This is a genomic window from Amycolatopsis sp. WGS_07 (assembly GCF_045278895.1).
In the GTDB taxonomy this organism is placed as follows: Bacteria; Actinomycetota; Actinomycetes; order Mycobacteriales; family Pseudonocardiaceae; genus Amycolatopsis.
Genome location: NZ_CP136053.1, coordinates 2,461,214 through 2,487,281, shown reverse-complemented (window position 1 = coordinate 2,487,281; position 26,068 = coordinate 2,461,214). Strand labels below are relative to the sequence as shown.

Annotated in this window: 29 protein-coding genes, 1 pseudogene and 1 riboswitch; of the genes and pseudogenes, 12 read left to right on the top strand and 18 right to left on the bottom strand. The window is 69.4% G+C overall.

Translation table 11 applies throughout. From position 1 onward, the window contains the following. Positions 1 to 26: 26 nt before the first annotated feature. On the bottom strand, positions 27 to 923 hold the full coding sequence (locus RPX00_RS11580; RefSeq protein ID WP_406639512.1) for a Gfo/Idh/MocA family protein: 897 nt from the start codon (positions 921 to 923) through the stop codon (positions 27 to 29). Between the two features lie 47 nt (positions 924 to 970). Further along, positions 971 to 1,101: riboswitch (cobalamin riboswitch) on the top strand. A gap of 12 nt (positions 1,102 to 1,113) precedes the next feature. On the opposite strand from RPX00_RS11580, the gene RPX00_RS11575 reads away from it, so the two are divergent. From RPX00_RS11575 to RPX00_RS11560, 4 genes are read left to right on the top strand one after another with little or no spacing between them, the layout of a single operon-like run. Further along, complete coding sequence (locus RPX00_RS11575; RefSeq protein ID WP_406639511.1) at positions 1,114 to 1,770, top strand: hypothetical protein; 657 nt, start codon at positions 1,114 to 1,116, stop codon at positions 1,768 to 1,770. Next, positions 1,757 to 2,836, top strand: a complete 1,080-nt coding sequence (locus tag RPX00_RS11570; RefSeq protein ID WP_406639510.1) for a CbiQ family ECF transporter T component — start codon at positions 1,757 to 1,759, stop codon at positions 2,834 to 2,836. The genes RPX00_RS11575 and RPX00_RS11570 overlap by 14 nt, the downstream gene beginning before the upstream one ends. Continuing rightward, complete coding sequence (locus RPX00_RS11565; protein WP_406639509.1) at positions 2,833 to 4,431, top strand: ABC transporter ATP-binding protein; 1,599 nt, start codon at positions 2,833 to 2,835, stop codon at positions 4,429 to 4,431. The genes RPX00_RS11570 and RPX00_RS11565 overlap by 4 nt, the downstream gene beginning before the upstream one ends. Further along, positions 4,428 to 5,213: an ECF transporter S component gene (locus RPX00_RS11560; protein ID WP_406639508.1), complete on the top strand. Its 786-nt coding sequence runs from the start codon at positions 4,428 to 4,430 to the stop codon at positions 5,211 to 5,213. Before RPX00_RS11565 ends, RPX00_RS11560 begins: the two co-directional genes overlap by 4 nt. Here RPX00_RS11560 and RPX00_RS11555 read toward each other — a convergent pair. The 3 genes from RPX00_RS11555 to RPX00_RS11545 form a co-directional block, all read right to left on the bottom strand. Continuing rightward, positions 5,206 to 6,039, bottom strand: coding sequence for an alpha/beta fold hydrolase (locus RPX00_RS11555; protein ID WP_406639507.1), 834 nt, complete (start codon positions 6,037 to 6,039; stop codon positions 5,206 to 5,208). The genes RPX00_RS11560 and RPX00_RS11555 overlap by 8 nt on opposite strands. A 69-nt stretch (positions 6,040 to 6,108) precedes the next feature. Beyond that, the gene (locus RPX00_RS11550; RefSeq protein WP_344266205.1) at positions 6,109 to 6,969 is read right to left on the bottom strand and encodes a 3-hydroxybutyryl-CoA dehydrogenase; all 861 of its coding nucleotides are present in this window, start codon (positions 6,967 to 6,969) and stop codon (positions 6,109 to 6,111) included. Positions 6,970 to 7,082: 113 nt separating this feature from the next. After that, positions 7,083 to 7,268: a DUF3073 domain-containing protein gene (locus tag RPX00_RS11545; protein ID WP_378303848.1), complete on the bottom strand. Its 186-nt coding sequence runs from the start codon at positions 7,266 to 7,268 to the stop codon at positions 7,083 to 7,085. Positions 7,269 to 7,475: 207 nt separating this feature from the next. Between RPX00_RS11545 and RPX00_RS11540 the strand changes: the two genes are divergently transcribed. Further along, positions 7,476 to 8,372 (top strand): hypothetical protein, encoded by an 897-nt coding sequence (locus RPX00_RS11540; RefSeq protein ID WP_406639506.1) that lies wholly within the window; start codon positions 7,476 to 7,478, stop codon positions 8,370 to 8,372. On the opposite strand, the gene RPX00_RS11535 is transcribed toward RPX00_RS11540, so the two are convergent. The 3 genes and pseudogenes from RPX00_RS11535 to RPX00_RS11525 all read right to left on the bottom strand — a co-directional run bounded on the left by RPX00_RS11535 (position 8,353) and on the right by RPX00_RS11525 (position 11,030). Further along, positions 8,353 to 9,297 carry an asparaginase gene (locus RPX00_RS11535; RefSeq protein ID WP_406639505.1) on the bottom strand — a complete coding sequence of 315 codons (945 nt, stop codon included), beginning with the start codon at positions 9,295 to 9,297 and terminating at the stop codon, positions 8,353 to 8,355. The genes RPX00_RS11540 and RPX00_RS11535 overlap by 20 nt on opposite strands. Continuing rightward, positions 9,294 to 9,860 (bottom strand): aerial mycelium formation protein, encoded by a 567-nt coding sequence (locus RPX00_RS11530; RefSeq protein WP_378303854.1) that lies wholly within the window; start codon positions 9,858 to 9,860, stop codon positions 9,294 to 9,296. The genes RPX00_RS11535 and RPX00_RS11530 overlap by 4 nt, the downstream gene beginning before the upstream one ends. A gap of 49 nt (positions 9,861 to 9,909) precedes the next feature. Next, a pseudogene (locus RPX00_RS11525) lies at positions 9,910 to 11,030 on the bottom strand (YgfZ/GcvT domain-containing protein). A 31-nt stretch (positions 11,031 to 11,061) separates the two neighbouring features. On the opposite strand from RPX00_RS11525, the gene RPX00_RS11520 reads away from it, so the two are divergent. After that, entirely contained in the window at positions 11,062 to 11,907 is an 846-nt protein-coding gene (locus RPX00_RS11520) for an aminodeoxychorismate lyase (protein ID WP_406639504.1), read from the top strand. Between the two features lie 43 nt (positions 11,908 to 11,950). On the opposite strand, the gene RPX00_RS11515 is transcribed toward RPX00_RS11520, so the two are convergent. From RPX00_RS11515 to RPX00_RS11470, 10 genes are all read right to left on the bottom strand, one after another. Then, entirely contained in the window at positions 11,951 to 12,352 is a 402-nt protein-coding gene (locus RPX00_RS11515; protein ID WP_406639503.1) for a hypothetical protein, read from the bottom strand. Positions 12,353 to 12,354: 2 nt separating this feature from the next. Beyond that, a complete protein-coding gene (locus RPX00_RS11510) occupies positions 12,355 to 13,206 on the bottom strand; it encodes a biotin-dependent carboxyltransferase family protein (RefSeq protein ID WP_406639502.1) in 852 nt (283 codons plus the stop codon). Then, positions 13,206 to 13,814 (bottom strand): allophanate hydrolase subunit 1, encoded by a 609-nt coding sequence (locus RPX00_RS11505; RefSeq protein WP_406639500.1) that lies wholly within the window; start codon positions 13,812 to 13,814, stop codon positions 13,206 to 13,208. Before RPX00_RS11505 ends, RPX00_RS11510 begins: the two co-directional genes overlap by 1 nt. Before the next feature lie 16 nt (positions 13,815 to 13,830). After that, positions 13,831 to 14,442 (bottom strand): FABP family protein, encoded by a 612-nt coding sequence (locus RPX00_RS11500; RefSeq protein ID WP_406639498.1) that lies wholly within the window; start codon positions 14,440 to 14,442, stop codon positions 13,831 to 13,833. A gap of 129 nt (positions 14,443 to 14,571) precedes the next feature. Further along, the gene (locus RPX00_RS11495; RefSeq protein ID WP_406639497.1) at positions 14,572 to 15,906 is read right to left on the bottom strand and encodes an MFS transporter; all 1,335 of its coding nucleotides are present in this window, start codon (positions 15,904 to 15,906) and stop codon (positions 14,572 to 14,574) included. Between the two features lie 106 nt (positions 15,907 to 16,012). Further along, positions 16,013 to 16,318 (bottom strand): DUF1416 domain-containing protein, encoded by a 306-nt coding sequence (locus RPX00_RS11490; RefSeq protein WP_406639496.1) that lies wholly within the window; start codon positions 16,316 to 16,318, stop codon positions 16,013 to 16,015. Beyond that, positions 16,318 to 17,154, bottom strand: coding sequence for a sulfurtransferase (locus RPX00_RS11485; RefSeq protein ID WP_406639495.1), 837 nt, complete (start codon positions 17,152 to 17,154; stop codon positions 16,318 to 16,320). The genes RPX00_RS11490 and RPX00_RS11485 overlap by 1 nt, the downstream gene beginning before the upstream one ends. 30 nt (positions 17,155 to 17,184) lie before the next feature. Further along, entirely contained in the window at positions 17,185 to 17,619 is a 435-nt protein-coding gene (locus tag RPX00_RS11480) for a DUF4395 domain-containing protein (protein ID WP_406639494.1), read from the bottom strand. A 301-nt stretch (positions 17,620 to 17,920) separates the two neighbouring features. Next, complete coding sequence (locus tag RPX00_RS11475; RefSeq protein ID WP_406639493.1) at positions 17,921 to 18,352, bottom strand: TlpA family protein disulfide reductase; 432 nt, start codon at positions 18,350 to 18,352, stop codon at positions 17,921 to 17,923. A 5-nt stretch (positions 18,353 to 18,357) separates the two neighbouring features. Then, positions 18,358 to 19,260, bottom strand: a complete 903-nt coding sequence (locus RPX00_RS11470; RefSeq protein WP_406639492.1) for a DUF2993 domain-containing protein — start codon at positions 19,258 to 19,260, stop codon at positions 18,358 to 18,360. A gap of 174 nt (positions 19,261 to 19,434) precedes the next feature. On the opposite strand from RPX00_RS11470, the gene RPX00_RS11465 reads away from it, so the two are divergent. The 6 genes from RPX00_RS11465 (at position 19,435) to pstB (ending at position 25,265) form a co-directional block, all read left to right on the top strand. Then, positions 19,435 to 20,166, top strand: coding sequence for a winged-helix domain-containing protein (locus tag RPX00_RS11465; RefSeq protein ID WP_406639490.1), 732 nt, complete (start codon positions 19,435 to 19,437; stop codon positions 20,164 to 20,166). Positions 20,167 to 20,236: 70 nt separating this feature from the next. After that, the gene (gene mshD, locus RPX00_RS11460; protein ID WP_406642873.1) at positions 20,237 to 21,091 is read left to right on the top strand and encodes a mycothiol synthase; all 855 of its coding nucleotides are present in this window, start codon (positions 20,237 to 20,239) and stop codon (positions 21,089 to 21,091) included. Between the two features lie 239 nt (positions 21,092 to 21,330). After that, the gene (gene pstS, locus RPX00_RS11455) at positions 21,331 to 22,458 is read left to right on the top strand and encodes a phosphate ABC transporter substrate-binding protein PstS (protein WP_406639489.1); all 1,128 of its coding nucleotides are present in this window, start codon (positions 21,331 to 21,333) and stop codon (positions 22,456 to 22,458) included. Positions 22,459 to 22,647: 189 nt separating this feature from the next. Further along, positions 22,648 to 23,568, top strand: coding sequence for a phosphate ABC transporter permease subunit PstC (pstC, locus tag RPX00_RS11450; RefSeq protein ID WP_406642871.1), 921 nt, complete (start codon positions 22,648 to 22,650; stop codon positions 23,566 to 23,568). A gap of 2 nt (positions 23,569 to 23,570) precedes the next feature. Beyond that, positions 23,571 to 24,485 (top strand): phosphate ABC transporter permease PstA, encoded by a 915-nt coding sequence (gene pstA, locus RPX00_RS11445; protein WP_406639488.1) that lies wholly within the window; start codon positions 23,571 to 23,573, stop codon positions 24,483 to 24,485. A gap of 3 nt (positions 24,486 to 24,488) precedes the next feature. After that, positions 24,489 to 25,265, top strand: a complete 777-nt coding sequence (pstB, locus tag RPX00_RS11440) for a phosphate ABC transporter ATP-binding protein PstB (protein WP_009084706.1) — start codon at positions 24,489 to 24,491, stop codon at positions 25,263 to 25,265. 104 nt (positions 25,266 to 25,369) lie between these two features. Here the strand turns inward: pstB and phoU are convergent, their stop codons facing one another. Beyond that, on the bottom strand, positions 25,370 to 26,044 hold the full coding sequence (phoU, locus tag RPX00_RS11435; protein WP_406639487.1) for a phosphate signaling complex protein PhoU: 675 nt from the start codon (positions 26,042 to 26,044) through the stop codon (positions 25,370 to 25,372). Positions 26,045 to 26,068 lie beyond the last annotated feature (24 nt).

The window sequence follows — 26,068 nt, the reverse complement described above, 5'->3', positions numbered from 1 at the left end:
CCATCGTGTCAGGCCGGGCAAGTGAATTAACTGCGCAGCGCAGCGCGGGCCTGGTCCACGATCCGCGCCAGGTGCACGCCCCGGCGGACGTCGCACGGATGCGTGGTCGTTCCGCACGACACCATCGCGGCGAAATCGTCCAGCAGGGCGGTGTACGCGTCGTTCGCCGTGCCGGTGCGGCCGAGAGTGCGCAGGCCGTGGTCGCCGAACACCGAGTACTCAACCACCGTCGGCTGCACCGGCAGGCGCAGGCTGAGCGTCGCGGTGCTCGTGATGCCGCCTTCGTGTTCGAGCAGCAGTTGCCACAGGTCGTCGGGGCCGCGGTGGGTGGCGAGGACGCCGGTGATCGGGCCGAGGGCCGCGTCGATCAGGTCGAACGCGTGCGGGCCGATGTCGGCGAGCGCGCCGCCGGCTGGGTCCTGTCGCCACGCCGAGGACGCGTATTTGCCGCCGAGCAGGGCACCGGACAGCCAGCGCACGCTGCCGCCGCGCCAGCCGCCAGCGGCGGTGACACCCTCCAGCCAATCGCGCGTCTGCTGGGAGAACCGCAGCGTGAGCATCACCAGCGAGGCGACGCCCGCGGACGTCACGGCGTCGGCCAGACGCTGTGCCGCGGCCAGGTCGGAGGCGATCGGTTTCTCCAGGATCAGGTGCTTGCCCGCCTCGGCGGCCCGGGTGGCCAGTTCAGCCTGCACGGTCGGCGGTACGGCGAACGCGAGTGCGTCGACCTGCTCGAACAGCTCGTCCAGATCGCTGGTGGGCACGGCGTCATACGCCTGCGCCAGCGCGGAAGCGGCTTCCGGCCGTCGGCTCCACACGGCACTGAGCACGGTTCCTGGATGATCCGCGAGCCCGGGGGCGTGCACCGTGGTCGCCCACGGTCCGGTTCCGACGAGGCCGACGCGCAGCTGGTCCTGTCCCACGTCCGGAAGTGTAGGTGTGGCCGCGGTCGCTTCCGGCGGGGCCTGCGGTGCGTTAACGTCGACAAGTTCTTCGCCACGAACGGGGGAAGCCGGTGAGAATCCGGCGCTGGCCCGCAACCGTGAGCGGCCCCGCGAGGGACCGCGAGCCGGATCGCCCGTCGTGGTCCGATCGATGCGAGGTACATCTGACATGCGATTCGTGCACGCGCGGCACTGGGGGCGAATCCTCGCCGGCTGCGCTCTTCTCGTTGCTACCGGGTTGGGCGGGGCGTCCTCCGCCTCGGCGACCACGCCAGGCAAGGGCACCGCGGGGTACTGCCAGGACGACAATGGCGTCACGGTAGTCGTCGATTTCCAAGGCCTTGGCGGTGAAACCCTCATCCGGTGCGCTCCTGGCAAGCAGGAAAACGGCGTCACCGCGCTGCAAAACGCCGGGTTCGACCTCGCCGGAACCGGCAAGTACGGCTTGGCGGTGATGTGCAAAATCGAGGGCAAGCCCGCCGATCAGGCCTGCACGGACATGCCGCCGGAGAAGGCGTCGTGGAGCTTCTGGACCGCCACGAACGGCGGCAAATGGGCCTCGGCGCAGGTCGGTGCGCAGAGTTGGAAGCCGCCCGCCGGTGCGTTCGAGGGCTGGTCCTTCGCGATCGGCAAGGCCTACGCCGAGTATCCGCCGCCGCGCACCGAACCGGTGCGCAAAGCCAACGCGCCGGCACAGGCTCCGGCTCCGGCGTCCACTTCGGACAGTGGCTTCCCGTGGGGCCTGGTGATCGGCATCGTGGTCGTCGTGCTGCTTGTGGTGGCCGGGACGGTCGTCGCGGTGCGCCGCAGGCGTGCGGCGGAGTAGTCCGCGAGCGCTCCATCCCGGCGCGTGGTGGGTGTGGGCGCTCGCGCTCGCCGTCGCCGCGAGCCGGACCACGAACCCGCTCCTGCTCGCGCTGGTGATCGCCGTGGCCGGGTTCGTCGTGGTGCTCCGTCGCGGCGACGCGCCGTGGGCGCTCGCGTTTCGGATGTACGCCTGGGTCGCCGGGGTGATCCTGCTGTCGCGCGTGCTTTTCCGGATCCTGATCGGCGGCGAGGACGGCGGGCACGTCCTGTTCACGCTGCCGGCTATCCAGCTGCCGAGCGTCGCCGCCGGTATCCAGCTCCTCGGCCCCACCTCGGCCGAGGAGCTGCTCGGCGGGCTGTACGACGGACTCCGGCTGGCCACGATCGTCCTCTGCGTCGGAGCCGCGAACGCGCTGGCGAACCCGAAGCGCCTGCTCAAGGCGGTTCCCGGGGCGCTGTATGAGGTCGGGACGGCGGTCACCGTCGCATTGTCCGTGGCACCGCAGCTGGTCGAAAGCGTGCAGCGGGTGCGCCGCGCGCGTCGGCTGCGGGCGGGCCGGACGCGCGGCCTGCGGTTCGTGAAGGGGATTTTCGTGCCGGTGCTGGCCGACGCCATGGACCGGTCGCTGCAGCTCGCGGCGGCCATGGATTCCCGTGGCTACGGGCGGCGCGGCTACCTCTCGCCGCGGGTCCGGATGGTGATCGCGATCTGCGTCCTGGCCGGGCTGGTCGGCGTCGCGGTCGGGGTTTACGGCGTGCTCGACGGGTCCGCTTCGTGGCTCGGCGTGCCGATGCTCGTCGCCGGTCTGGCGCTGGCCGCCGCCGGATTCATCCTGGGCGGACGGCAGATCCGGCGCACGACCTACCGGCCCGACCCGTGGCGGCTGCCGGAGACGCTGGTCGCGCTGTGCGGCGTCGCGACCGCGGTGCTCGTGCTGCTCGCCGACCCGGTTTCGCTCACCACCCCGGCCAGCCCGCCGACCTGGCCGGAGCTGCCGCTGCTGCCGGCTGTCGCGGTGCTGATCGGCCTGCTGCCCGCTTGGTTCGCGCCGCGTCCGGCGCTGGTGTCGGAGGTCGTCCGATGATCGAGTTCTCGCACGTCAGCGTCACTTACGCCGGGGCGGACCGACCGGTGCTCAAGGACGTCGACGTGACGATCGAGGAGGGCGAACTCTGCCTCGTCGCTGGCCGTACTGGAGTCGGCAAGTCGACATTTCTGGGCGCGATCAACGGTCTCGTCCCGCACTTCACCGGCGGCGTGCTGAGCGGACGCGTCGAGGTCGCCGGGCTCGACACCGCGACGCATCCGCCGCGCGAACTCGCGTCGGTGGTCGGCGTGGTCGGACAGGATCCGCTGGCCGGCTTCGTCACCGACACCGTCGAGGAAGAACTGGCGTACGCGATGGAGCAGCTCGCCGTCGCGCCGGAGGTGATGCGCAAGCGGGTCGAGGAAACCCTTGACCTGCTTGGCATCGCCGAACTCCGCGATCGTCCACTTCGGACTCTCTCCGGCGGGCAGCAGCAACGCGTCGCGATCGGCGCGGTGCTCACGGCGCATCCGAGCGTGCTGGTGCTGGACGAACCGACGTCGGCGCTCGACCCGACTGCGGCCGAGGAGGTGCTGGCCGCGATCACCCGGCTGGTGCACGACTTGGGGACCACCGTCGTCGTCGCCGAGCATCGGATGGAACGCGTCGCGCAGTACGCCGATCGCCTGCTCTACCTGCCCGGCGACGGCTCCGTGGTGTCCGGCCCGCCCGCCGAGGTTTTCGCCGAGACCGACGTCGCGCCGCCGATCGTCGAGCTGGGCCGACTCGCGGGCTGGTCGCCGCTGCCGCTCTCGGTCCGCGACGCCCGCCGCCTCGCCCGCCCGCTCCGGGAACGCTTGGCTGAACGCCGCCCGGCTCAGGTCGAGAAAAGCTCTGGCGAAGCGGTCCTCACCGCGAAGGACGTGCGGGTCCGGTACGGCGGGGTGAACGCGGTTCGCGGCGTTGACCTGCGGCTGAACCGAGGCGAGGTCGTCGCGTTGATGGGCCGCAACGGGTCCGGCAAGTCCTCGCTGCTGTGGGCGTTGCAGGGCAGCGGACCCCGGTCCGAAGGCACAGTCGACATCCTCGGCGCGGATCCGAAGACGCTCCGCACCCGAGCCGCCCGCGCTCGGGTTGGGCTGGTCCCGCAGACCCCGTCTGACCTGCTGTACCTCGATTCGGTCGGGGCGGAATGCCGACAGGCCGACGTCGAGTCGGGCGTCGACGCGGGCACTGCCCGGAAGCTGCTCGACCGCCTCGTGCCCGGCATCGAGGACGCCGCCAACCCGCGTGACCTGTCCGAAGGCCAGCGGCTGGCCTTGGTGCTGGCGGTCCAACTGGCCGCCGCCCCGCCGGTCGTGCTGCTGGACGAGCCGACCCGCGGCCTGGACTACCCGGCGAAACGGCACTTCGCGACCATCCTCGCCGACCTGGCCGCCGACGGACACGCGGTCCTGCTGGCCACTCACGACGTCGAGTTCGTCGCCTCCGCCGCGCACCGCGTCGTGGTCCTCGCCGAAGGCGAAGTGGTCGCGGACGGCCCGACCGCGGACGTCGTCGTAGCCTCGCCCGCCTTCGCTCCGCAGGTCGCGAAGATCCTCGCGCCCGAACCGTGGCTGACCGTGGACGCAGTGGCGAAGGCGCTGGCGTGACCGATTTCCTGGGCCCGGCTGTTCGCATCCGGCACCGCACGGCGGTGGTGCTGACGGCCGCTGTCGTCGTCGGTCTCGCGATGTTCTGCTGGCCGTTACTCGCTCGCGGCAACGTCGGCACCTCAGCGCACGTGGCCGACGCGCCGTTCGTGTTCCTCGCGACGCTGCCGGTGCTGATCCTGATCGTGCTGGCCGAGCTGTCCAGCGGCGGGCTCGACGCGAAGGCGCTCGCGCTGCTCGGAGTACTGTCCGCGGTGAACGCCGCGCTGCGTCCGCTCAGCGCGGGCACCGGCGGGATCGAGCTGGTGTTCTTCCTCCTCATCCTGGCCGGGCGGGTGTTCGGTCCGGGCTTCGGATTCGTACTCGGCTCGACGTCGCTGTTCGCGTCCGCGCTGCTCACCGGCGGGGTCGGGCCGTGGCTGCCGTTCCAGATGCTCGCGTCCGCGCTGGTCGGACTGGGTGCCGGGCTGCTCCCGCGCCGGGTCAAGGGCCGGTGGGAGATCGCGCTGCTGGCGGTCTACGGCGTGGTCGCCGCCTACTTCTACGGCCTCGCGATGAGCCTGTTCACCTGGCCGTTCCTGGCGAGCCACACCGCGCTGGACTTTGTCCCCGGCGCAGCGCTCGGCGACAATCTGCACCGGTTCCTGGTGTTCACCGTCCTGACGTCCACGCTGGGCTGGGACACCGGCCGCGCGCTCACGAATCTGGTCGCGATCCTCGTGCTCGGCCCGGCGATCCTGACGGTGCTGCGCCGGGCCGCGCGACGAGCGGCGTTCAGCTGACCGACTGGCCGACCTTGTCCAGCACCTCGACGAACTGCGCCATCCCGGCCGCGTCCGGGAAATGCGAGGTGTCGATGTCGTGCACCTCGAACCGCGTGCCGGGTGTGCGCGCGTCGGCCTCGGCGATCATCCGGTCCTGCAGGGCGAGCGGCACCAGCCGGTCCTGGAGATGCCGGACGTAGCAGCGAGGGACGCGACCCCACCGTTCCGCGGTGCCGCGCGAGTCGGTCGCGCTGCGGCCGATGATGTCGTCCGGGGCCATCGCGTTGAGCAGGGCGTAGAACTCGCCGTCGGTGGCGTCCGCGCAGAGCGCCGCTTTCGCCGCCGTCAACGCCTCAGCTGACGAGGAGCGCCAGTTGAAGCGCATCGCGCCGATCACCGCTGGGTCGGCGGCGATGAAGCCCAGCATGGCTCCGACCTGCGACGACGCCGCCTCAGGCGTCGCCAGGTACTCCTCCGGGGTCGGCAGATCGACACAGCAGAACGCCGCGTCGTAGACCAGCGCCGACACCAGCTCCGGGACCTCTTCGGCGACGAGCGTGACCAGCGCGCCGCCGATGCTCGAACCGACCAGCACGACCGGACCCAGCGCGGCGGCCCGGCGGACGACGTCCACAGTGGCCGCGACCTGGTCGGCCACGGTCACGCCGGCCAGCGCCGACGGTTCGGTCGCGAACGCGCCGAGATCCTGCGGAGCCTGGTACGACAGCCGGAACTGCTGCTCAGGCTGCGGCACCCCCACCCCGCGATACCCGCGCAGCACGAGTTCGGGCGGGGCGGCGGACACGCCGTTGGCACCGGCGGCGAAGACGAACGTCGAAGTCATGCCGCACAGTCAAGCGACCCGCCGCTGCGCGCACAGCGGGGAAAGGTTGCGGGCCGCCGCAACTAAAGTTCAGGAGTACGAGTAGAACCCGCGGCCGGTCTTCTTGCCGAGCAGCCCGGCGTCGACCATGCGCAGCAGCAGCGGCGGCGACGAGTACAGCGGCTCCTTGAACTCGGCGTACATCGAGTCCGCGATGGCCTTGATGGTGTCGAGGCCGATCAGGTCGGACAGCCGCAGCGGACCCATCGGATGCGCCGTGCCCAGCTCCATCCCGCGGTCGATGTCCTCGGCCGAGGCGAAGCCCGACTCGATCATCCGGATCGCCGACAGCAGGTACGGCACCAGCAGCGAGTTCACGATGAACCCGGCCCGGTCCTGCGACCGGATCACCGTCTTGCCCAGCGCCCCGGTGGCGTGCTCCTCGGCGCGGCGGGCGGTCTCCTCGCTGGTCAGCAGCGACGGGACCAGCTCGACCAGCGGCAGCACCGGCACCGGGTTGAAGAAGTGGATGCCGACGACCTGCTGCGGACGGCCGGTGGCCATGCCGAGCTTCATGATCGGGATCGACGACGTGTTGGACGCGAACACCGCGTCCTCGCGTTCGACGATCTTGTCCAGCTGCCGGAACACGTCGACCTTGGCCTGCTCCTGTTCCAGGATGGCCTCGACGACGAGATCGCGGTCGGCGAACTCGGCGATGTCCGTGGTGAAGCGCAGCCGCCCGAGAGCCGCTTCGGCGTCCTCGGCGGCCAGCTTGCCGTTGCGGACGCCGCGTTGCAGCGACTTCTCGATGCGTGCCTTGCCCGCATCGAGAGCGGGCTGGTTCACCTCGGTGACCAGCACGTCCAATCCGGACCTGGCGTGCACCTCGGCGATGCCGGAGCCCATCAGCCCGGCCCCGACCACACCTACTCGTGCGATGTCGCTCACCCGTCCAACTCCTTCGTCACCTCACCGGCAGCAGCGAGAAACGGGCAGCACACAACGCGCGAGGGCGTCTCGGACCGCGGTCCGATTCCGCCCTCGCGTGTCGTGTGCCTGCGTCAACGGCGGCGGTACTCGTCGTACCCGTCGTCGTACGGGTCCTCGTACCGCTTGTCGTCCTCGTGGTTGTCCGAGGAACTACTCGACAGCTCGCGCTGCAAAGCATCGAAATCGGTGTCGTGGGAGCTGTACTTGAGCTCGCGCGCCACCTTCGTCTGCTTGGCCTTAGCCCGGCCGCGCCCCATGGCTCGACCCCCTCGCACAGGGGCGGGGCGGCCGGGGGAATCGGCGGCCCCGCATCGTCTCGACAGTTCTTTCCTGCTGACACCGTACCGTGTCCCGGGGGTTGGATGCGACGTGGCACGGTGTGCTCGTCGTGACAGTGTCCGCCGGACGCCGGTTACCGGCACGTCGATGCCGATCGGTGCTGGTCGGCGTGCCACGATGCTCGGGTGCTCCGACCCTTCGTGGCGTATCTGCGGGTGTACGAACCTCTGCGCGCGCTGGGCGATCCGCCCGCGCAACAGCTGGTCGAGGCCGTTTCCGCGGGCGGGCTCAGCCGGGTCGCGATCGGCGAACGCGAACAGCAGATGTGGCTCAAGTCACAGGCGGCCGCGCCGGTGCGGCTGCTGCCCGCGCAGCTGCGCGACGGACGGCCCGCGCCGAGCCTCGTCACCGACGTGCTCGTGCTCGACCCGGCCGACGTCCCCGCCGGGCACTCGGCCGAGGGACCGTTCGCGTGCCCGCTCGAACTGCGCGCCCGCTCCGCCGCGGCGTTGAGCACCTTCCTCGCCGACGCCGAGCCGGCGTTGCGGAACGTGGTCCTCGACGCCGGCGGCGTGACTGCGGACCGCGCCCGTGCGCAGACCAAAGCCGCGATGACCGACTTGACCGCCACCGCCGCGCACACTCTCACCACGACCTGGACCGTGCCGCTGCCCTGGTTCTCGCTGGTCGACCCGGACGAACGCAAGCTCGTGCTCGGTACCGGCCCGGCCGACCCGGCGCGCGAAGCGTCGTGGCGGACGCCGATGTCGGCCGCGCTGCGCCGCGCGTCCGACGCGGGCGAGCTGATCGAGACGACCTTCGGCGACTCCGGCCCCGGCCGGGTGCTCTCGCAGACCCGCCAGTGGCTGGAGAGCTTCGACCCGGACTCGGTGGTCGAGCTGGACTACGGCGGCCTCGTGCAGCTGTTCGCCGACTCGCTGCTGGACGCCGACTCCACCGCGGAGGAGGTCCACGACATCCTCGACGCGCTGCGCACCGGGAACGTCGAGGAGCTGGCCGAGCTGTTTTCGCAGCTCCGCGAGTTCTGGGGCGACCTCGCGGCTAAGGAGCACTCCAACTGACCCGCAGCTCGCCTTGGCGTTCGCCGCCGCCGAGCACGGGCGGGTGCGCCAGGTCGGACAGCTCGTCCGGGGCCTCGATGCCCAGCCGAGCGAGGACGGCCATGGCCAGCGGCGCCAAGGCCCGCTTGTTGCCGTCCGCGATCTTGATCGCACACGCGGTGCCTTCGCCCAACGTGAACGCGAGAACACCTTCCGCGCCGCTCTTCGAGAGCAGCCCGGGAACGGCCTGCATCAGCCGGGTGTCCTCCCGGCTAGTGCCCGCGACCAGCCACGGGTGTCCACGCATCGCATCGGCGACCCGGCGCTCGTCCGTACCCTGAGCCGCTTGCGCGAGCTTGCCGAACGCCCGGGCGAGGCCGATCGGCGAGAACGCGAACAGCGGCGCGCTGCAGCCGTCGACCCCGACCGCGGCGATGGATTCGCCGGTCAGCTCCTCGACCGTCTTCGCGAGCTGGACCTGCAGCGGATGGTCCGGCAGCTGGTAGCCCTCGGTCGGCCAGCCGTTCGCGACGCAGGTGGCGAGCATCGCGGCGTGCTTGCCCGAGCAGTTCATCGTGATCCGCCGCGGTTCGTCGGCCGCGCGCCGAGCGTCCTCGCCGATCGGCAGCTCCGCCGGGCAGGCGAGCGCCGACGGATCGAGCCCAGCCCCGGACAGCATCGCCGCGACTCGCTCGACGTGTCCGGTTTCGCCGGAATGCGAGGCGCAGCCCAGCGCCAGGTCCGCGCCGTCGTAGCCGAGCCCGGCGCGGAGCATCCCGACGCCCTGGAGCGGCTTGTTCGCGGACCGAGGGAAGAACGGGCTGGTCACGTCGCCCGCCGAGAACTGGACCGAGCCGTCCGGAGCGGTGACGACGAGACATCCGTGGTGGACGCTCTCGATGAATCCGTTCCGGACGACCTCGACAAGGATCGGCTGGCCGGTCATTCCTCGACGCGCCCCAGCTCGCTGTCCAACAGCTGGTCCACAGTGGCCGCTCCGCTGCTGTAGCGCGCGGCGATCTCGGCGTTGAGCGTGTCCATTACGCCCTGGACCTGGCGGCGAAAGGACGACACGGACGCTTCCTCGGCTGCGTACGTGTCCAGCGCGGCGGCGAGTTTGTCGTCCGAGAGGGAGCCGACGTCGGTGAGCCCGGTGTCGCCGATCAGTGCCTCAGCGTGCCTGCGGTGCTCGCCCGCGCGGGACGGTTCGAGCTGCTGATGTCTGCCCGAACCGGCGGCCGGGCCGAGCGCGTTGTCGGCGAGGATCGACGCGAGCCGGTCGACGATGCTGCTCTGCCCGCCGGAGGACCTGCGCTCCTGTTCGGCGCGCACGATGTCGATGCGGGCGTGCAGGAGCCGGCGCAGGTAGGACAGGTCTGTCTCTTCCTGCGCGGCTTCGTCGCGCCGCTCGCGCAGCACCGGGAGCGGCAAGTCGCCTAATCCGGTGAGATATCCCGGGCCGAGGACGCGGTCGATCCGTCGTCGCCCGCCGGGACGCACTTCGATCACGGGCACATCCTGCTCCACATTCCGCGACGACGCTACCGTCGAGTTCACTTCAGCCCCGCAGTCTCTGCGCCGCTTCCCGTCCGGGCGCCGCGTGTTCGCCCGGCACCGAGTCCGGATCGACAGTGGCCTGGACCACTCGGTCCTCGTCGCCTGCCAGCAGCTCCGCCCCGCCCGGCACCGAGCGTTTGACCAGCGCGAGCGCGATCGGCCCGAGTTCGTGGTGCTGCGCGACCGTGCCGATCCGGCCGACCACGCGTTCGCCGAGCTTCACCGGGTCGCCGGTCTCCGGCGTGATCTCCGGCGAACCGTCGAGGTGCAGCAGCGCGAGATAGCGCGGCGGGCGGCCGACGTTGTGCACCTTCGAGACGGTCTCCTGACCGCGGTAGCAGCCCTTCGCGACGTGCGCGGCCGAGCCGATCCAGCCGACCTCGTGCGGGATGGTCCGCTCGTCGGTGTCGACGCCGAGCCGCGGATGCCGCGATTCCACGCGCAGCGCGTCGAAGGTCCAGGAGCCGGCCGGGCGCGCGCCCGCGTCGGTGAGCCGTTGCCACCATTGAGTGAGCTGAGCACGCGGCACCACGAGATCCGCGCCCGCCCGCGTCGGCCACGGCATCCGGCGGGCGAACCCGCCCTCGGGCAGCGCGGCCACCGAGTACGGCTCGGTGCCAAGCTCGACCCCGAGCACGCTGTCGGTCTCCGGGCCGAGCACCGAAAGGACGGCCAGTTCTTCCGTCGCGTCGCGGATTTCGACCTTGGACCAGAACTTCATCGCTTCGAGGTACTCGCGCAGGGTTTGCTTGCCGCCCTTGGGCAACGCGCTCGTGGCGACCGGGCCGGGGTCGCTGTCGAGGTACACCGTTTCACCGGTGTGCGCGAGGACGAAATGGGTGTCGACGTGGCCTTGGCTGTCGAGGACGAGGGCTTCGGTACCGGTGCCCTCGGCGAGTTCGGTGACGTGTTGCGAGATGACCAAATGCAACCAGGACAAGCGTTCTGGTCCGGTGACGGCGAGGATTTCGCGGTGGGAGCGGTCGATCACGACCACCCCCTGGCGGCGGTGCGCTGCTCGGCGAACGGATCGCCCCAGTGCCACGGAACTCCGGCTTCCGGATGGCCCTCGGGCGCGGCGACCGCGCGGGGGATTTCGAGCAGCGGCGAGCGGTACGGCATAGCCATAAGGGTAAGTGAGTACCTTGTGGGGATGCGCGTTCTCGCCTTCCTCGACGGTTCACTGGCCGACCCCGAAGCCGCTCACCTCCGGGTGGACGACCTCGGCCTGCTGCGCGGAGACGGGGTGTTCGAAACGATCCTCGTGGCGGTGAAAAAGCCGCGGGAAATGCGTCCGCACCTCGACCGGCTCGCCCGTTCCGCGGCGATGCTGGACCTGCCGGCCCCGGACCTCGACGGCTTCGCCCGAGCCGCGCAGGCGGTCGTCGACGCGTGGCAGGGCGGACCGGAGATTGCCCTGAAACTCGTGTACACGCGGGGTGTCGACGGCGATCCGGAAGGCAAGCCGACGGCGTTCGCGATGGGCCTGGAGGTCGACGAGAAGGTGCTGCGGGCGCGCACGGAGGGCGTCTCCGTGGTGACCCTGGAACGCGGTTTCGGCCCCGAACTCGCCGAGCGCGCACCGTGGCTTTTGCTCGGCGCGAAAACGGTTTCCTACGCGATGAACATGGCCGCCCTGCGCGAGGCGGCCCGTCGCGGAGCGCAAGATGTGATCTTCACCGCTACCGACGATTCGGTGCTCGAAGGACCCACCTCGACGGTGGTACTGGCGAAGGACCGGACGCTCTACACGCCGCCGTCCACCGTTGGCATCCTGCCAGGAACGACGCAGTACGCGTTGTTCCGCGGCGCGGAGAAGGCGGGCTGGTCGGTGAAGGTGGAGCAGCTGTCGGTGGACGACTTGCGGCAGGGAGACGGCGTTTTCCTGACGTCGTCGGTGCGGAAGGTGACCCGGGTGCACACGCTGAACGGGACGGCATTGCCGGACGCGACGGCGCTGCACGGGGAGCTGGTGGCCGCTTACGAGGGCGAGTACTGAGCGGCTCGTGAGTGTTTATGCCGGTTAGAACCGGGATAAACACTCACGACCCGCTGATCAGCACCACCGACGGCGTGACCCCCTCCGCCCGGTAAGCGCTGATCTTGTGGTGCCCGTCCAGCAGAAACGCTCGCGTACCGGACAGAACCACCGCCACCGGGCGGTGTCCGGCGCGGATTGCCGTGCGGTAGTACGTGACGCGGGCATCGTCGTCGTCCGGCCAGGGGCTCGCCGGGACCAGGTCGAGCGACTCGAGTCGTTGCGGGCCGCTGATTCGGTACTGGCCGTCGACGAGCAAGGCCAGAAGGTCGCTCAGGGTTTCCGCCAGCGGGAGGCGCACCTGACCGGTCGCGAGCGCGATGCGCAGCGACTGCGGCAGCTCCGCCCGCCCGCCGGTGTTCAGCTCCAGGAAACCCGTGCCGCCGGTGATCGTTACCCGTTCCACGCTCACAAGGACGCGTGGAACCGCACCAAGGTTCCGGGGAGTGCTTGCGCGAGTGCGCCGAGTGACTCCCGTCTCACGACCGCGACCACCGGATAGCCGCCCGTGGTCGGGTGGTCGGCGAGGAACACCAGCGGCAATCCGTTCGGCGGGACCTGGATCGCGCCGGTGAGCACGCCCTCGCTGGGCAACTCCGAAGTGGACACTCGACGTAGCGGTGGCCCGTCGAGGCGGACCCCCACTCGGTTGGATTCCGCGGTGACTGTCCACTGTGTGTTGAGCGCGGTCGCGGGGTCGGCGAACCAGTCGTCGCGGGGGCCGAGCAGGACGGGCACCGTCAATCGCGGCGGCACCGGTGCGGCGGCGACCACGTCGGCACCGGACGGAACGCCGGTGACCGGACCGAGCGGGACCGTCTCGCCGTCGCTCAACGGGGCGGGGCCGAGTCCAGAAAGGACATCGCTCGACCGGCTGCCCAGCACCGGCGGCACGGCGATTCCGCCGGACACCGTCAGGTAGCAGCGCAGTCCGGTGGCCGGTCGGCCGATCGTCAGTTTTTGGCCTGGCCGCAGCGAAATCGGGGTGTGCGAACCGGTTTCCCGTTTGTCCACGAACACCGCGACCGGCGGTCCGGTCACCGCCGCGGTGCACGAGGCAGCGGCCCGGACGGTCAGCCCGCCCAGCAGAGTCTCGATGCCCGCCGCACCCTCGTCGTTGCCGACCAGCCGGTTGCCCAGGCGCAACGCAGCGGCGTCGAGAGCACCCGACGGTGGGACGCCCAGATGTGCGTAGCCAGGGCGGCCGAGGTCTTGCACCAGCGCCTGCGGCCCGGTCGAGACGATCTCCACAGCGCGCATCAGACGCTCCGGAACCGCACGCGGAGACCGGGCGTGAACAGCGCCGGTTGTTCGGCGGAAGGGTCGAAGAGCGTCGCCTCGGTGTGGCCGATCAAGCGCCAGCCGCCGGGGGACTCTCGCGGGTAGACGCCGGTGTACTCGTCAGCGATGGCCACCGCGCCAGCGGGGACGCGGGTTCGCGGGGAAGCGAGGCGGGGCTGCTGCAACTCGGCGGGAAGGCCGGCGAGATAACCGAAACCGGGGGCGAAACCGGTGAACGCCACCGTGTAGGTCGCGCTGGTGTGGAGGGTGACCACCTCGTCCACGGTGAGGCCCGCGTCCTCAGCGACCAGGGAAAGGTCTTCGCCGGAGTAGTGCACGTCCAGGACGACTTCACCAGGTGGCCCGGCCGGTGGATGCGCCAGATCGGCCGAGGCCAGCAAAGCCCGCGCGGCTTCCAGCGCGCCGGAACCGGGCGTCGCGACCACCAGCAGGGTGCGGGCACCGGGAACGATCTCCGTGACGCCGTCGAGCGCGGCTTCGGTGAGCGTCGCCCGGGCCGCGCTCATCTGATCGAGTGAGGCACAGTCGAGCAGGGCGGCGTGTTCGCCGTACCGCCGCCAGCGCACGGCGTCTCCCGGAGCCTCAGCCCACCACGCGGCGCAGCAGCGCGGAGGCGTGCGGCTGCATTTCCTGGCCGACCATCGCGCGTTCCTCGACGTACCCGAGGTCGCCGTTCACCAGGCCGTACAGCCGCTGCGCGCCGGTGACCTCCTTGGCCGTCGCGGTGCGGATGACCGCGTCGGTGCCGAGTTCCCAGGACGTCTGGCTGCGCGGCTTCCCGTAGTACAGCTCGACGATGCCGGAGCTGTGCGTGAGCAGCAGTTCCAGGGTGTCGTCCTCCTGCGGCCGCCAGAACCCGGTTTCGCGGGCGGCGGGCCGCAGCACGCTGCCGTCCTCGTTCAGCAGCCACGAGCGCGCCTCGTGGAACAGGAACGGGCGGCCGTCGTGCGAGACGGTGAGCTGCTGCGCGAACTTGATCGGCCCGTCGATCGTCGGGTAGTCGATCTCGCCCTCGCCGCGCCAGACGCCGACGAGCGGCAGCAGCGCCAGGCACGCGTCGTTCAGGTTCGGGCCCTCGCGCAGGTTCGCCGTGTCGTTGGGGATCGGCAGGTCGTCCCACAACGGCAGGTTGCGGTCGCGCGTGCTGGCGGCCCGCTCCTCGGCGGCTGCGATGGCCTTGTCGCCACTCGTCATGCTGATCAGCGCTGGTCGGCGTACAGCCGGTAGACGACGTAGACCGCGAACCACACGGTGGCGATGCCCGCGATGATCAACAGGGTCGTAAACAAGGTCTCCACAGCGAGGACAATAGTCCGCCCTGGCTCATCCGGCCTTGCGCAGGGTCGCGGCGGTGAGGACGGTCACCGCCAGCAGCGCCGCGCCGCCCACTGCCATCGCGGTCTGCAGCCCGGTCGTGAGCGTGCTGCCGTGGTCGAGGAGCGCCCCGAGCGCGGCGATGCCGAGTGCCATCCCGACCTGCCGCGCGGCGTTCACAGTGCCGGCCGCGGTGCCCGTGCGCTGCACGGGAAGCCCGGCGAGACCGACGACGTTCGTCGGGGTGATGCTCAGCCCCAGCCCGATGCCGGACAGCGCGAGCGGAACGCAGAGCAGCCAGTACGGGATCGTCGTGTCGACCAGCAGGAAGGCGAAGCTGCCCGCAGTGGTGATGGTCAGCCCGATCGGCAGCACGCGTTCCGCGGTGAAGCGAGCGGTGAGCTGGCCGGAGATGAACGCGAGGACAGCGTTAGTGACCACGTACGGGAGCATCTGCACCCCGGCGGTCGAGGCTGTGCTGCCCCAAGCCTGCTGCAGGTACACGGCGATCAGGACCGGCAGCGGGTAGCACGCGAAGCCGATCACGAACGAGGTCAAGATCGAGGTGGCGAAGCGGAGCTTGCCGAACAGCCGGATCGGCAGCATCGGATGCGTCGCCCGCAGTTCCACGACGATGAACGCGGCCAGCCCGAGCGCGCCGACCACCGCGACGACCGCGTCGGACGCGATCACGGCGTAGGTGAACGACCCGATCCACAACGCGCCGAGCACCTGTCCGGGCAGGTCCAGCGCCCCGTGCGCGGGATCGGACGATTCGCCGAGACCCCGGTAACTGGCGAACACCGCGAGGGCGCCGATCGGCAGGTTGATCAGGAAGATCGTGGGCCAGCCGAACGCGTCGGTGATCGGACCGCCGACGAGCGGGCCGATGACCAGCGCGCATCCGGCCACGCAGCCCCATCCGCCCATCATCCGGGCCCGTTCCCGCGGCTCCGGATACGCGTGGGCGAGGAGCGCGATGCCGCCGGGGATGACCGCGGCGGCCGCGATCCCCTGCACCACGCGCGCGGCGATCAGCAGCCCGAGCGTCGGGGCGAGGCCGCACGCCAGCGAGGCGAGCGTGAACACGGCGAGCCCGCCGAGGTAGATCCGCTTGCGGCCGTACCGGTCGCCGAGGATGCCGCCGGTCAGGATCACGGCAGCGAGCGCGACGGTGTATCCGTCGACAATCCATTGCAGGTCAGTGAATTCAGCGTGCAGTTCGCGCTGGATGGTCGGCAGCGCGACGCTCACCACGCTCGCGTCGAGCAACGCCATGAAGCTGCCGACGAACACGGCGACCGCCAGCAGCGGGCTACGGACAACGGTTTTCGTTTGGGACACGTCCGCGAGCTTGGGTCCTCAAGCCGCCTTGAGGTCAAGATTTTCGTGCCCCTGACACGAGGAAGGGCCCCTCGGAAACCGAGGGGCCCTCCTGGGAAAAGCGTTGTCAGACAACCGAAATTGCCAGCTGGTGCAGGCCCGGTCCCTCCGCGGTGACGTTGGCCTCGCCGTTGCCCGTGCGGTGCAGCGCGCGCACCGTCCAGGAACCCTCGGCCGCGTAGAAGCGGAAGTCGCCGTCGGCTGAGGAAACGACCTCGCCCGCGAAGTCGCCGCCGCCGTCGAGCAGCCGGACGAACGCGCCGCCGACCGGCCCCTCGGTGCCGGTGACCTTGCCCGCCAGCACGACCTGACCGTTGGTGTCGAAGTCCGCCGGAGTCGCTTCCTGCGCCGGTGCGCTGCAGCCGTCTGCCATTACTTAGCTCCCAACTCGACCGGAACGCCGACCAGCGAACCGTATTCCGTCCACGAACCGTCGTAGTTCTTCACGTCCGCCTGGCCGAGCAGCTCGTGCAGGGCGAACCAGGCGATCGACGAACGCTCGCCGATGCGGCAGTACGCGATGGTCGGCTTGCCCTCGTCGTAGCCCGCCTCGGCGTAGAGGTCCTTGATCTCCTGCTCGGACTTGAAGGTGCCGTCCTCGTTGGCGACCTTCGCCCACGGCACGTTCAGCGCGCCCGGGATGTGGCCCGGCACCTGCGACTGCTCCTGCGGCAGGTGCGCCGGGGCGAGCAGCTTGCCGGAGAACTCGTCCGGCGAGCGCACGTCGATGTAGTTCTTCGAGCCGATCGACTGGACGACCTCGTCGCGGAAGGCGCGCAGCGACAGGTCCTGGTCCTTGGCCTTGTAGGTGGTCGGCTCGCGCTTGACCTCGTCGGAGTTCAGCTCGCGGCCGTCGAGTTCCCACTTCTTGCGGCCGCCGTCGAGCAGCTGCACGTTCTCGTGGCCGTAGAGCTTGAAGTACCAGTACGCGTAGGCGGCGAACCAGTTGTTGTTGCCGCCGTAGAGGATCACGCGGTCGTCGTTCGAGATGCCCTTCTCCGACAGGAGCTTCTCGAAGCCCTCCTTGTTGACGAAGTCGCGGCGGACGCCGTCCTGGAGGTCCTTGCGCCAGTCGAGCTTCACCGCGCCGCGGATGTGCCCGTTGTCGTAGGCGGTCGTGTCCTCGTCGACCTCGGCGAACACCACGCCCGGGGTGTCCAGGTTTTCCTCGGCCCACTGGGTGGTGACCAGGACGTCTTCTCGGCTCATGGAGCGAACTCTCTTTCTTGGTTGATGGTGCTACGAGGACGCCCGCGCGGGGCTGAAACGCTTGATCAGCAGGTACACCTGGCACCCGAGGCAGTAGTTGAACGCCGCGTTGAGGAACGCGGCGAAGAGCGCGAACGCGGTCGCGACGATGCCGAGCGGCGTGACGCCGGTGGCGAAGCCGACCGTGCCGACGAGCGCGAACACGAACCCGACCGCTTGGGCGAACCGCAACGGGGCGGCGTCCTCGCGTTCGGTCGGCGGCCCGAGCCGTGGAGCGACCACGAGCCGGTACAGCACCGAGTACGGCGCGGGCTTGAGCCCGACGAACGCGCCGATCGCGAAGACCACGGTCTGCAGTGCGAGCAACGGCCACCACTGCGTGATCAGCACGACGGCGAGCACCACCGTGGTCACGATCGCGGCGAACCTGGGACCTCGCGGGTCTACGGCCGGTCCGGCGGACATGGGTTCCTCCTGCTCAGTGCGAGGGGAATGGGCGTGCGCGACAGCACGCGGCGAAGACGGGTACGGCTGGAACGGGACGGCGCGAGACGTGCTTCAGCGCCGACCGGGTACAGACAGACACAAGCTGCTGCGCACGCGGCAGAAATCGACCGCGCGGCGCTGCGTCAGAAGGGTGATGGGCAGCTCGTCCACAGGGGGAGGGTACCCAGGCTCGCTCGCTCCCGGAACCATGTTCATTCCTTGGGACGAGGTCCGGATCTTGAGAATCAACCGCCGGGACCGGCGGGACCGGGCGCGGAGGTCAGCGGGGCACGGCGAGGTGCGGGCGGAGCGCTTCCAGCAGCTCCGGGCCCTTGGGCACGCCGCCCACGCGCAGCAGTTCCCGGCCTTCCGGGTCCAGCGCGAGCGTGGTCGGCGTGCTGAGCACCGACAGCGCCTGCGCGACCTCGGGACGTTCGGTGACGTCGAGGTCGACGTGGTGCAGGCCGTCGGTCTTCTCCGCGAGCGACGACAGAATCGCTCGCGTGTGCCGGCACGGGGTGCAGAACGTGGTGGAGATCTGCACCAGGGTGACGGCGGATTGCGGATCAAGGGCCTCGATGACCGGAGCGGGGAGCACGCGGGTGGCGGCGGCCGGTTTGGCCGCGCGGACCCGGCCGTTGCGGGCGCGCATGACCAGGCCCGCGGCCGTGGCGACGATCAGCGTCGCCAGCAGCACCCACACTCCGGTCACCGGGATCAGCCTCCGTGGTTGGTGGACAGGTCGGCGAAGTTCACGTCGCGCGCTTCGCCCTTGATCGTCACCGAGCCGCTGTCGACGCGGACCGCGGTCGGCGTGACCGACAGCGGCAGCCGGGTGGTCGTGATGGTCGCCCGGAAGTTCGGCAGCAGAGCTTTCTGCACAGCTTCCGGAACGATCGTGGTGCTCTGGTCATTCCCGAACTGCAACCGGTACGGCACGATCGAGATCGACTTCTCCTTGAGCTGGATCAGCGCGAAGCAGAAGATCTCGACCTTCTGCCCGGCCACCTGGACGTCGCCGGAGATCCGCAGCCCGGCGGCGGTGCCGTCGGCCGGTTCGCCGTCGGCGTTGGTCGGCGTCGGGTCCGGCTGCTTGCCCTGGTCGGTGTCGCCGTACTTCACGTACGCCTGGGTCGACTGCTCGATCTTCAGGTTCTGGATCTTGTTCAGCGGCGAGACCCGGGCGAGGTCGGACGCCTTGATCGTCACCGCGCCGGTGAGCTTGCCGATCTTCACCGCCTTGGTGTTGCCGGACGTGAGGTCCGACAGCGGCGCGTTGACGTCCTCCAGTTCGGCGCTCACCCGCAGGTCGCGAAGTTCGCTGCCGACCGGCACGCCGTCTGCGGAAACCGTGATGTGACTGTAGTCACCCGACAGTGCCTGCACGGTGAACGGGAAGCCGTGGATGGTGACCGACGGATCGTCGCTCAGGCCGAGCTGCGCGCGGGCCTTCTGCGAGATCGTGTGCTCGGCGAAGGCCGCCGCTCCGAAATCCGCACCAACCAGCACGAGTACCAGCACTCCCAGCACGATGAGCCACCGCCGCACGCGCCTGCCGCGGCGGCCGCTGCCGGGGTTGCTGGCCGGTCGGTCGTCCCGGGTCACGGGCCTGCTCGCCATCGCCTCGGTTCTCCTGTTCGGGTGGATTTCGTCGTGGTGCGGGTCACGCCGGGACTGTTCGACCAGGTGTGATCGATCCAGCAGGAGCTAGGTACCGGCGTGTTCACCCGCTATTCTCACTTAGCACCGACCGACGCCACGTTTGAGGCGACGAATCTGAAGGCGGTGCGGATCATGAGCTTGGACCTGCTGGTGCTGACGGGGGAACTCGACGCTACCTCCGTACTACCCGCGCTGGACCTGCTGCCGCACACCGTACGCGTACGCGAGCCGGAAGTGACGGCCCTGCTCGACGCGGGTCACCGGGACGTCATTCTTCTCGACGCGCGAAGCGACCTCGCGTCCGCGAAGAGCCTGTGCCGCCTGCTTAAGGGTGCGGAGGACGAATCGGGCACGCCGGTCATCGCGGTCATCGGCGAAGGCGGCCTGGTCGCGGTCAACTCCGAATGGCGTACGGACGACATCCTGCTGCCCACCGCGGGCCCTGCCGAGGTCGACGCGCGGCTGCGGCTGGCTACCACTCGCGACGGCATCGGCCTGCAGGCGGACGCCGAGCTGCGCGTAGGCGACCTTGTCATTGACGAAGCGACGTACACGGCGAAGCTGCGCCGTCGCACGCTTGAGCTGACGTACAAGGAGTTCGAACTCCTTAAGTACCTCGCCCAGCACGCTGGCCGGGTGTTCACCCGCGCGCAGCTGCTGCAGGAAGTGTGGGGTTACGACTTCTTCGGTGGCACGCGCACCGTGGATGTCCACGTACGGCGGCTTCGCGCGAAGCTTGGCCCGGAGCACGAGCAGATGATCGGCACTGTGCGAAACGTCGGCTACAAGTTCGAGCGGCCGGCGAAGGGCGCGAAGCCGGTTGTCGCGGTTCCGTCCGACGCTTCGGAGCTGACCTCGCGCTGACTTTCGCCGGTAAGGTCGGTTTGTGGCTATCGACCTTGGCGACTGGACGACTGAACCCGACGACGACGCGATGCGCGAAGTGCTGCTCGCGGTCAAAGCCGCGGACGGCCGTCCCGAGGTCGACACGACCGGGCCGTTGCCGCGCGAATTCGACGGCGGGCTGCACCTCCTCGCCCACCTCGACGGCGCGCCCGTCGGGTACGTCCACCTTGATACCGAAGGCGATTCCCGCGGACACCAGGTCGCCGAGCTGGTCGTGCACCCGGCTTATCGGCGTCGCGGCGTTGGTACCGCGCTCGCGCAAGCGGTGGTCGAGCGCGCCGACGCTGGGCTTCGCGTGTGGGCGCACGGCGATCACCCTGGTGCGGCGGCGATCGCGGCGAAACTCGACCTCGGCCGTCAGCGCGAACTGCTGGTCCTGCACGTCGAGGTCGCGGGTGCGGATTGGCCAGAACCGGTGCTGCGCAACGGTTTCCGGCTGCGCGCCTTTGTGCCCGGCCAGGACGAGGACGCGACGGTCGCGGTCAACGCGCGCGCGTTCGACTGGCATCCGGAACAGGGCGCGCTGACCGCCGCCGAGGTGCGCGCCGAGGAACTTCAGGCCTGGTTCGACCCGGCGGGCTTCTTCCTCGCGGAGAACGAGAGCGGCGAGGTCGTCGGCTTCCACTGGACGAAGGTGCACGACCCGGTGCCCGGCCGGTTCGACGGCGACCCGGTCGGGGAGGTCTACGTGGTCGGCGTGGATCCTGCTACTCAGGGTAGTGGCCTCGGCAAGGCGCTCACCTTGGCCGGACTCCGCTACCTGCGTTCCCGGGGGCTACCGAGGGTGATCCTGTACGTCGAGGGCGACAACGCCGCCGCATTGGCTGTGTACAACAAGCTGGGGTTCCAGCGTTTCGAGACCGACGTCCAGTACGGTGCGTGATCACCGGCGACGACTCCGGTGAGTCGGATTACTTTCTGCGTACTGGCAGGTCACGAGCAGGCCACGGCACCCATTCGGGGTAGTAGTCCTGCTCACAAACGGTGACTTGTTCACCTCCCGTTCATGCAACCAAGGACGACCGTCCACCGAGGCTGCCTAGTGTCCGGTTCCGGTGCGGCTCACCCGCCGCCAATCCCGACCGGATTCAAAAAGGCACATCTCCGAGTGGAGGAAATGCAGTGAAGATCATGCGGCCCCTGGGTGCCGTCGGCATCGTGGCGAGCGCCGCGCTCGTGCTCGCCGCTTGTGGCTCCGACCCTTCGGCGTCAAACAACGCGGGCTCGAACTCCGCCGCTCCCGCCGCCACCGGAACCGCCCAGGTCGACTGCGGGGGCAAGAGCCCGCTTTCCGCTGAGGGCTCGACCGCCCAGAAGAACGCCATCGAGGTGTTCAACCAGGCTTACGGCAAGAAGTGCTCCGGCCAGAAGGTGAACTACAACGGCACCGGTTCCGGCGCCGGCGTCAAGCAGTTCAACGCCAACCAGGTCGACTTCGGCGGCTCGGACTCGCCGATCAAGGACGCCGACCTCGAGGCCGCCACCAAGCGCTGCGGTTCGCCCGCGCTGAACATCCCGCTGGTCGTCGGCCCGATCGCGGTCGGCTACCACCTGTCCGGCGTGGACAAGCTGACGCTGACCCCGCAGGTCATCGCCAAGATCTTCAACGGCGGCATCAAGAACTGGAACGACCCGGCCATCAAGGCGGTCAAGGGCAACGAGAGCCTGAACCTGCCGGACAAGCCGATCCAGGTCGTCTCCCGCTCCGAGGAGTCGGGCACCACCGACAACTTCCAGAAGTACCTCGGCGCGGCCGCGAAGGACGTCTGGACCCAGGGCGCGGGCAAGAAGTTCAACGGCGGCGTCGGCAACGGTGCGCAGGGCTCGAACGGTGTCGCGAGCACCGTCAAGGGCGCGGACGGCTCGATCACCTACGTGGAGAGCGCGTTCGCCAAGGACGGCGTCACCCCGGCCCTGATCGACAGCGGCTCCGGCGGCGTCGAGCTGAAGGCGGAGAACGTGGCCAAGTCCCTCGACGCCGCCAAGTTCTTCCACCCGGGCACCAACGACCTGGCGATGGACCTTAACGGCATCTACGCCAGCAACGTGCCGGGCGCCTACCCGCTGCTGCTGACCACGTACGAGATCGTGTGCTCGAAGTACTCGAACCCGGACGTCGCGAAGGCGGTCAAGGCGTTCCTGTCGGTCGCCGCGACCGACGGCCAGCAGCCGCTGTCGGCCAAGGGCTACGTCCCGATCCCGCAGAGCCTGCAGGACAAGGTGCTGAAGGCCGTCAAGGAAATTTCCTGAAACCACGTCTAGCTGGTACAGAAGGCTGACTAGAGACTGTCGATGAGCGACCAATCCTCGACGCGAACGCCCACCGGCGACCCCGGTGGGCGTTCGTCGTCCGCCCGAGCGTTCCCGGAGGATCCGATTTCGGACAAGCCACCCGCGCCGGCGCCGGAAGCGCCGCCCGCGCGGAAGAAGCCGACGAAGGTGCGAGCCGGTGACCGCATCTTCCAGAACCTGACCACCGGGGCCGGGATCTTCGTCGTCGCCCTGATCGCCCTGATCGGGATTTTCCTGGTCATCCAGGCGATTCCGGCGCTGAAGGCGGACAAGGTCAACTTCCTGTTCAACCACGGGTGGTCGACGAACGACCCGAAGAACATGGCGTTCGGCATCGCCGACCTCGCCGAGGTCACCGTGGCGACCTCGCTGGTGGCGCTGGTCATCGCGATGCCGATCTCGCTGGGCATCGCGCTGTTCCTCACCCAGTACGCGCCGCCGAAACTGGCCCGGCCGTTCGCCTACATCGTGGATCTGCTCGCCGCGGTGCCGTCGATCATTTTCGGCCTGTGGGGCATTCTCGTGTTCGCGCCCGCGATCGAGCCGTTCTCGCAGTGGGTGAACAGCACGTTTTCGTGGATTCCGATTTTCGCGCCCGGCAACATCGCGCCGAACGTGCGCGGCACCATTTTCACCGCCGGAATCGTGCTGGCGGTGATGATCCTGCCGATTATCACGTCCCTTACCCGCGAGGTTTTCGAGCGCACGCCGACCGCGCAGGTCGAGGGCGCGCTCGCGCTCGGCGCCACGCGCTGGGAGGTCATTCGCACCACGGTGCTGCCGTTCGGCAAAGCCGGTTTCGTCGGTGCGTCGATGCTGGGCCTCGGCCGTGCGCTCGGTGAAACCATTGCGCTGGCGGTGATTCTGCTGATCCCGCAGGGCCGCAACTTCGACTGGAGCCTCTTCGACGGCGGCGCGACGTTCGCCTCGAAGATCGCCCAGAACTACAGCGAGTTCAACAACCCGACCTCGGCCGGTGCCTACATCGCGGCCGGCCTGGTGCTGTTCGTGCTGACGTTCCTGGTCAACTTCGCCGCCCGCTCGATCGTCGGCAAGAAGGGGGAGTGACCATGTCGACCACCCTCGAACGGCCCGCGACCACACCGGCTTTCCAGCAGGTGAGCGCGGCCCGCAAGGCTAAAAACGGCGTGGCCACCGTCCTGGTGTGGCTGTCCTTCCTGATCGCCGTGATCCCGCTGGTGTGGGTGCTGTACACGGTGATCGCCAACGGCATCAAGCGAATCCCGTACAGCAACTGGTGGGGCCAGGACTTCGGCCAGGTGCTCGGCGACGAGGTCGGCGGCGGCGTGCTGCACGCGATCATCGGCTCCCTGCTGCAGGCGCTGGTGTGCGCGGTCATCTCGGTGCCGATCGGCCTGCTGGTCGCGATTTACCTCGTCGAGTACGGCCGCGGCAAACTGGCCAAGGCCACCACGTTCATGGTGGACATCCTCTCCGGTGTTCCGTCCATTGTGGCCGCTCTGTTCATTTACGCGCTGTGGGTCACCACGCTCGGCCTGCCGCGCAGCGGGTTCGCGGTGTCGCTGGCGCTGGTGCTGCTGATGATTCCGGTGGTCGTCCGCTCGGCGGAGGAAATGCTGCGGATCGTGCCGGACGACCTGCGCGAGGCCTCGTACGCGCTGGGCGTTCCGAAGTGGAAGACGATCATGAAGATCGTGCTTCCGACGGCGCTGTCGGGCATTCTCGGCGGCATCATGATGGCGCTCGCCCGCGTGATGGGCGAAACCGCGCCGCTGCTGGTGCTCGTCGGGTACACGTCTTACGTCAACTGGAACATCTTCAGCGGGGAGCAGGCGTCGCTTCCGTTGGTGATGAACAACGAACGCGCCACCAACTCGATGGACCCCGGCAGCGTCGGCTTCGACCGGATCTGGGGAGCCGCGCTCACCCTGGTGCTCATCATCGCCGTGATCAACCTGCTCGCCACGGTCCTTTCCCGCATCGTCGCCCCGAAGAAGAAGTGAGTCATGGCCAAGCGAATCGACGTCAAAGACCTGGACATCTACTACGGCAAGTTCCACGCCGTGGACAGCGTCACGCTGAACGTCCCGCCGCGGAACGTGACCGCGTTCATCGGGCCGTCGGGCTGTGGCAAGTCGACCGTGCTGCGCACGCTGAACCGGATGCACGAGGTCATTCCCGGTGCGCGGGTCGACGGCCAGGTGCTGCTCGACGGTGAGGACATCTACGCCTCGGCGGTGGACCCGGTGCAGGTGCGCCGCACCATCGGCATGGTGTTCCAGCGGCCGAACCCGTTCCCCACGATGTCCATTAAGGACAATGTGGTGGCCGGTCTCCGGCTCGGCGGGGTGAAGAGCCGCAAGCAGCTCGACGAGGTCGCCGAGCGAGCGCTGCGCGGCGCGAACCTGTGGAACGAGGTCAAGGACCGGCTGAACAAGCCGGGCGGCGGCCTTTCCGGCGGTCAGCAGCAGCGGCTGTGCATCGCGCGGGCGATCGCGGTGCAGCCGGACGTGCTCCTGATGGACGAACCGTGTTCGGCGCTCGACCCGATCTCGACGCTCGCGATCGAGGACCTGATCGGCGAGCTGAAGAAGGACTACACGATCGTCATCGTGACGCACAACATGCAGCAGGCGGCGCGGGTTTCGGACCAGACCGCGTTCTTCAACCTGGCCGGCGTCGGCCAGCCCGGCCGGCTGATCGAGCTGAACGACACGGAGAAGATCTTCTCCAACCCGGACGAGAAGGCCACCGAGGACTACATCTCGGGCCGCTTCGGCTGATCCACTGTGGACGGCCGCCCTGGTTTCCTTGCCAGGGCGGCCGTTTTTAGTTTCCGAGCACTAAAAAACCGCCACCCTCGGGTGGCGGTTTTCGTTGTGGCCGGTCAGATCGTCAGGTCCTCGTCGTCGGTGCCGTAGCCGGGCATCCGGCCGGTGACCACGAAAATCATCCGCTTGGCGACGGACACCGCGTGGTCGGCGTAACGCTCGTAAAACCGGCCGAGCAGCGTGACGTCGACCGCGGACGCGACGCCGTGCGGCCATTCGCGGTCCATCAACACGGTGAACAGGTGCCGGTGCAGGTCGTCGACCTGGTCGTCCTCGGCCTCGAGGTCCTTGGCTGCGGACACGTCCTTGGTCTTGATGACCGCCTCGACCTGGCGGGCGAGCCCGACCGCGGCGCGGCCCATCTCGGCGAAGTACGGCTTGACCGCGTCCGGCAGCACCGGATCGGGGTGGCGGCGGCGGGCGGCCTTCGCGACGTGCAGGGCGAGATCTCCCATGCGCTCCAGGCTTTCCGCCGCGTGGATGGCGGCGAGCACGGTGCGCAGATCGGTGGCGACCGGGGCCTGCAGCGCCAGCAGCGCGTACGCCTGCTCCTCGCATTCGGCGCGCGCGTCGTCGACCTTCGCGTCGTCGCTGATCACCTGCTCGGCGAGGCCGAGGTCGACCTCCAGCAGTGCTTTGGTGGCCCGCTCCATGGCGTCGGCAACCTGGACCGACATCGCGGCCAGGTTTTCGGCGAGCTGATCGAGTTCGACATGGTAGGCCTCACGCATGAGCACACCCTACGACGTGGACTG

Bases quoted from the DNA above. Each gene is read 5' to 3' on its own strand.
- RPX00_RS11480 (WP_406639494.1), bottom strand. From the start codon at position 17,619: ATGTCCGCCGGACCGGCCGTAGACCCGCGAGGTCCCAGGTTCGCCGCG.
- RPX00_RS11470 (WP_406639492.1), bottom strand. From the start codon at position 19,260: ATGGCGAGCAGGCCCGTGACCCGGGACGACCGACCGGCCAGCAACCCC.
- RPX00_RS11555 (WP_406639507.1), bottom strand. From the start codon at position 6,039: ATGACTTCGACGTTCGTCTTCGCCGCCGGTGCCAACGGCGTGTCCGCC.
- pstA (WP_406639488.1), top strand. From the start codon at position 23,571: ATGTCGACCACCCTCGAACGGCCCGCGACCACACCGGCTTTCCAGCAG.
- RPX00_RS11485 (WP_406639495.1), bottom strand. From the start codon at position 17,154: ATGAGCCGAGAAGACGTCCTGGTCACCACCCAGTGGGCCGAGGAAAAC.
- RPX00_RS11575 (WP_406639511.1), top strand. From the start codon at position 1,114: ATGCGATTCGTGCACGCGCGGCACTGGGGGCGAATCCTCGCCGGCTGC.
- phoU (WP_406639487.1), bottom strand. From the start codon at position 26,044: ATGCGTGAGGCCTACCATGTCGAACTCGATCAGCTCGCCGAAAACCTG.
- RPX00_RS11520 (WP_406639504.1), top strand. From the start codon at position 11,062: ATGCGCGTTCTCGCCTTCCTCGACGGTTCACTGGCCGACCCCGAAGCC.
- RPX00_RS11545 (WP_378303848.1), bottom strand. From the start codon at position 7,268: ATGGGGCGCGGCCGGGCTAAGGCCAAGCAGACGAAGGTGGCGCGCGAG.
- RPX00_RS11565 (WP_406639509.1), top strand. From the start codon at position 2,833: ATGATCGAGTTCTCGCACGTCAGCGTCACTTACGCCGGGGCGGACCGA.
- RPX00_RS11490 (WP_406639496.1), bottom strand. From the start codon at position 16,318: ATGGCAGACGGCTGCAGCGCACCGGCGCAGGAAGCGACTCCGGCGGAC.
- RPX00_RS11500 (WP_406639498.1), bottom strand. From the start codon at position 14,442: ATGACGAGTGGCGACAAGGCCATCGCAGCCGCCGAGGAGCGGGCCGCC.
- mshD (WP_406642873.1), top strand. From the start codon at position 20,237: ATGCGCGAAGTGCTGCTCGCGGTCAAAGCCGCGGACGGCCGTCCCGAG.
- RPX00_RS11465 (WP_406639490.1), top strand. From the start codon at position 19,435: ATGAGCTTGGACCTGCTGGTGCTGACGGGGGAACTCGACGCTACCTCC.
- RPX00_RS11535 (WP_406639505.1), bottom strand. From the start codon at position 9,297: ATGACCGGCCAGCCGATCCTTGTCGAGGTCGTCCGGAACGGATTCATC.
- pstB (WP_009084706.1), top strand. From the start codon at position 24,489: ATGGCCAAGCGAATCGACGTCAAAGACCTGGACATCTACTACGGCAAG.
- RPX00_RS11510 (WP_406639502.1), bottom strand. From the start codon at position 13,206: ATGCGCGCTGTGGAGATCGTCTCGACCGGGCCGCAGGCGCTGGTGCAA.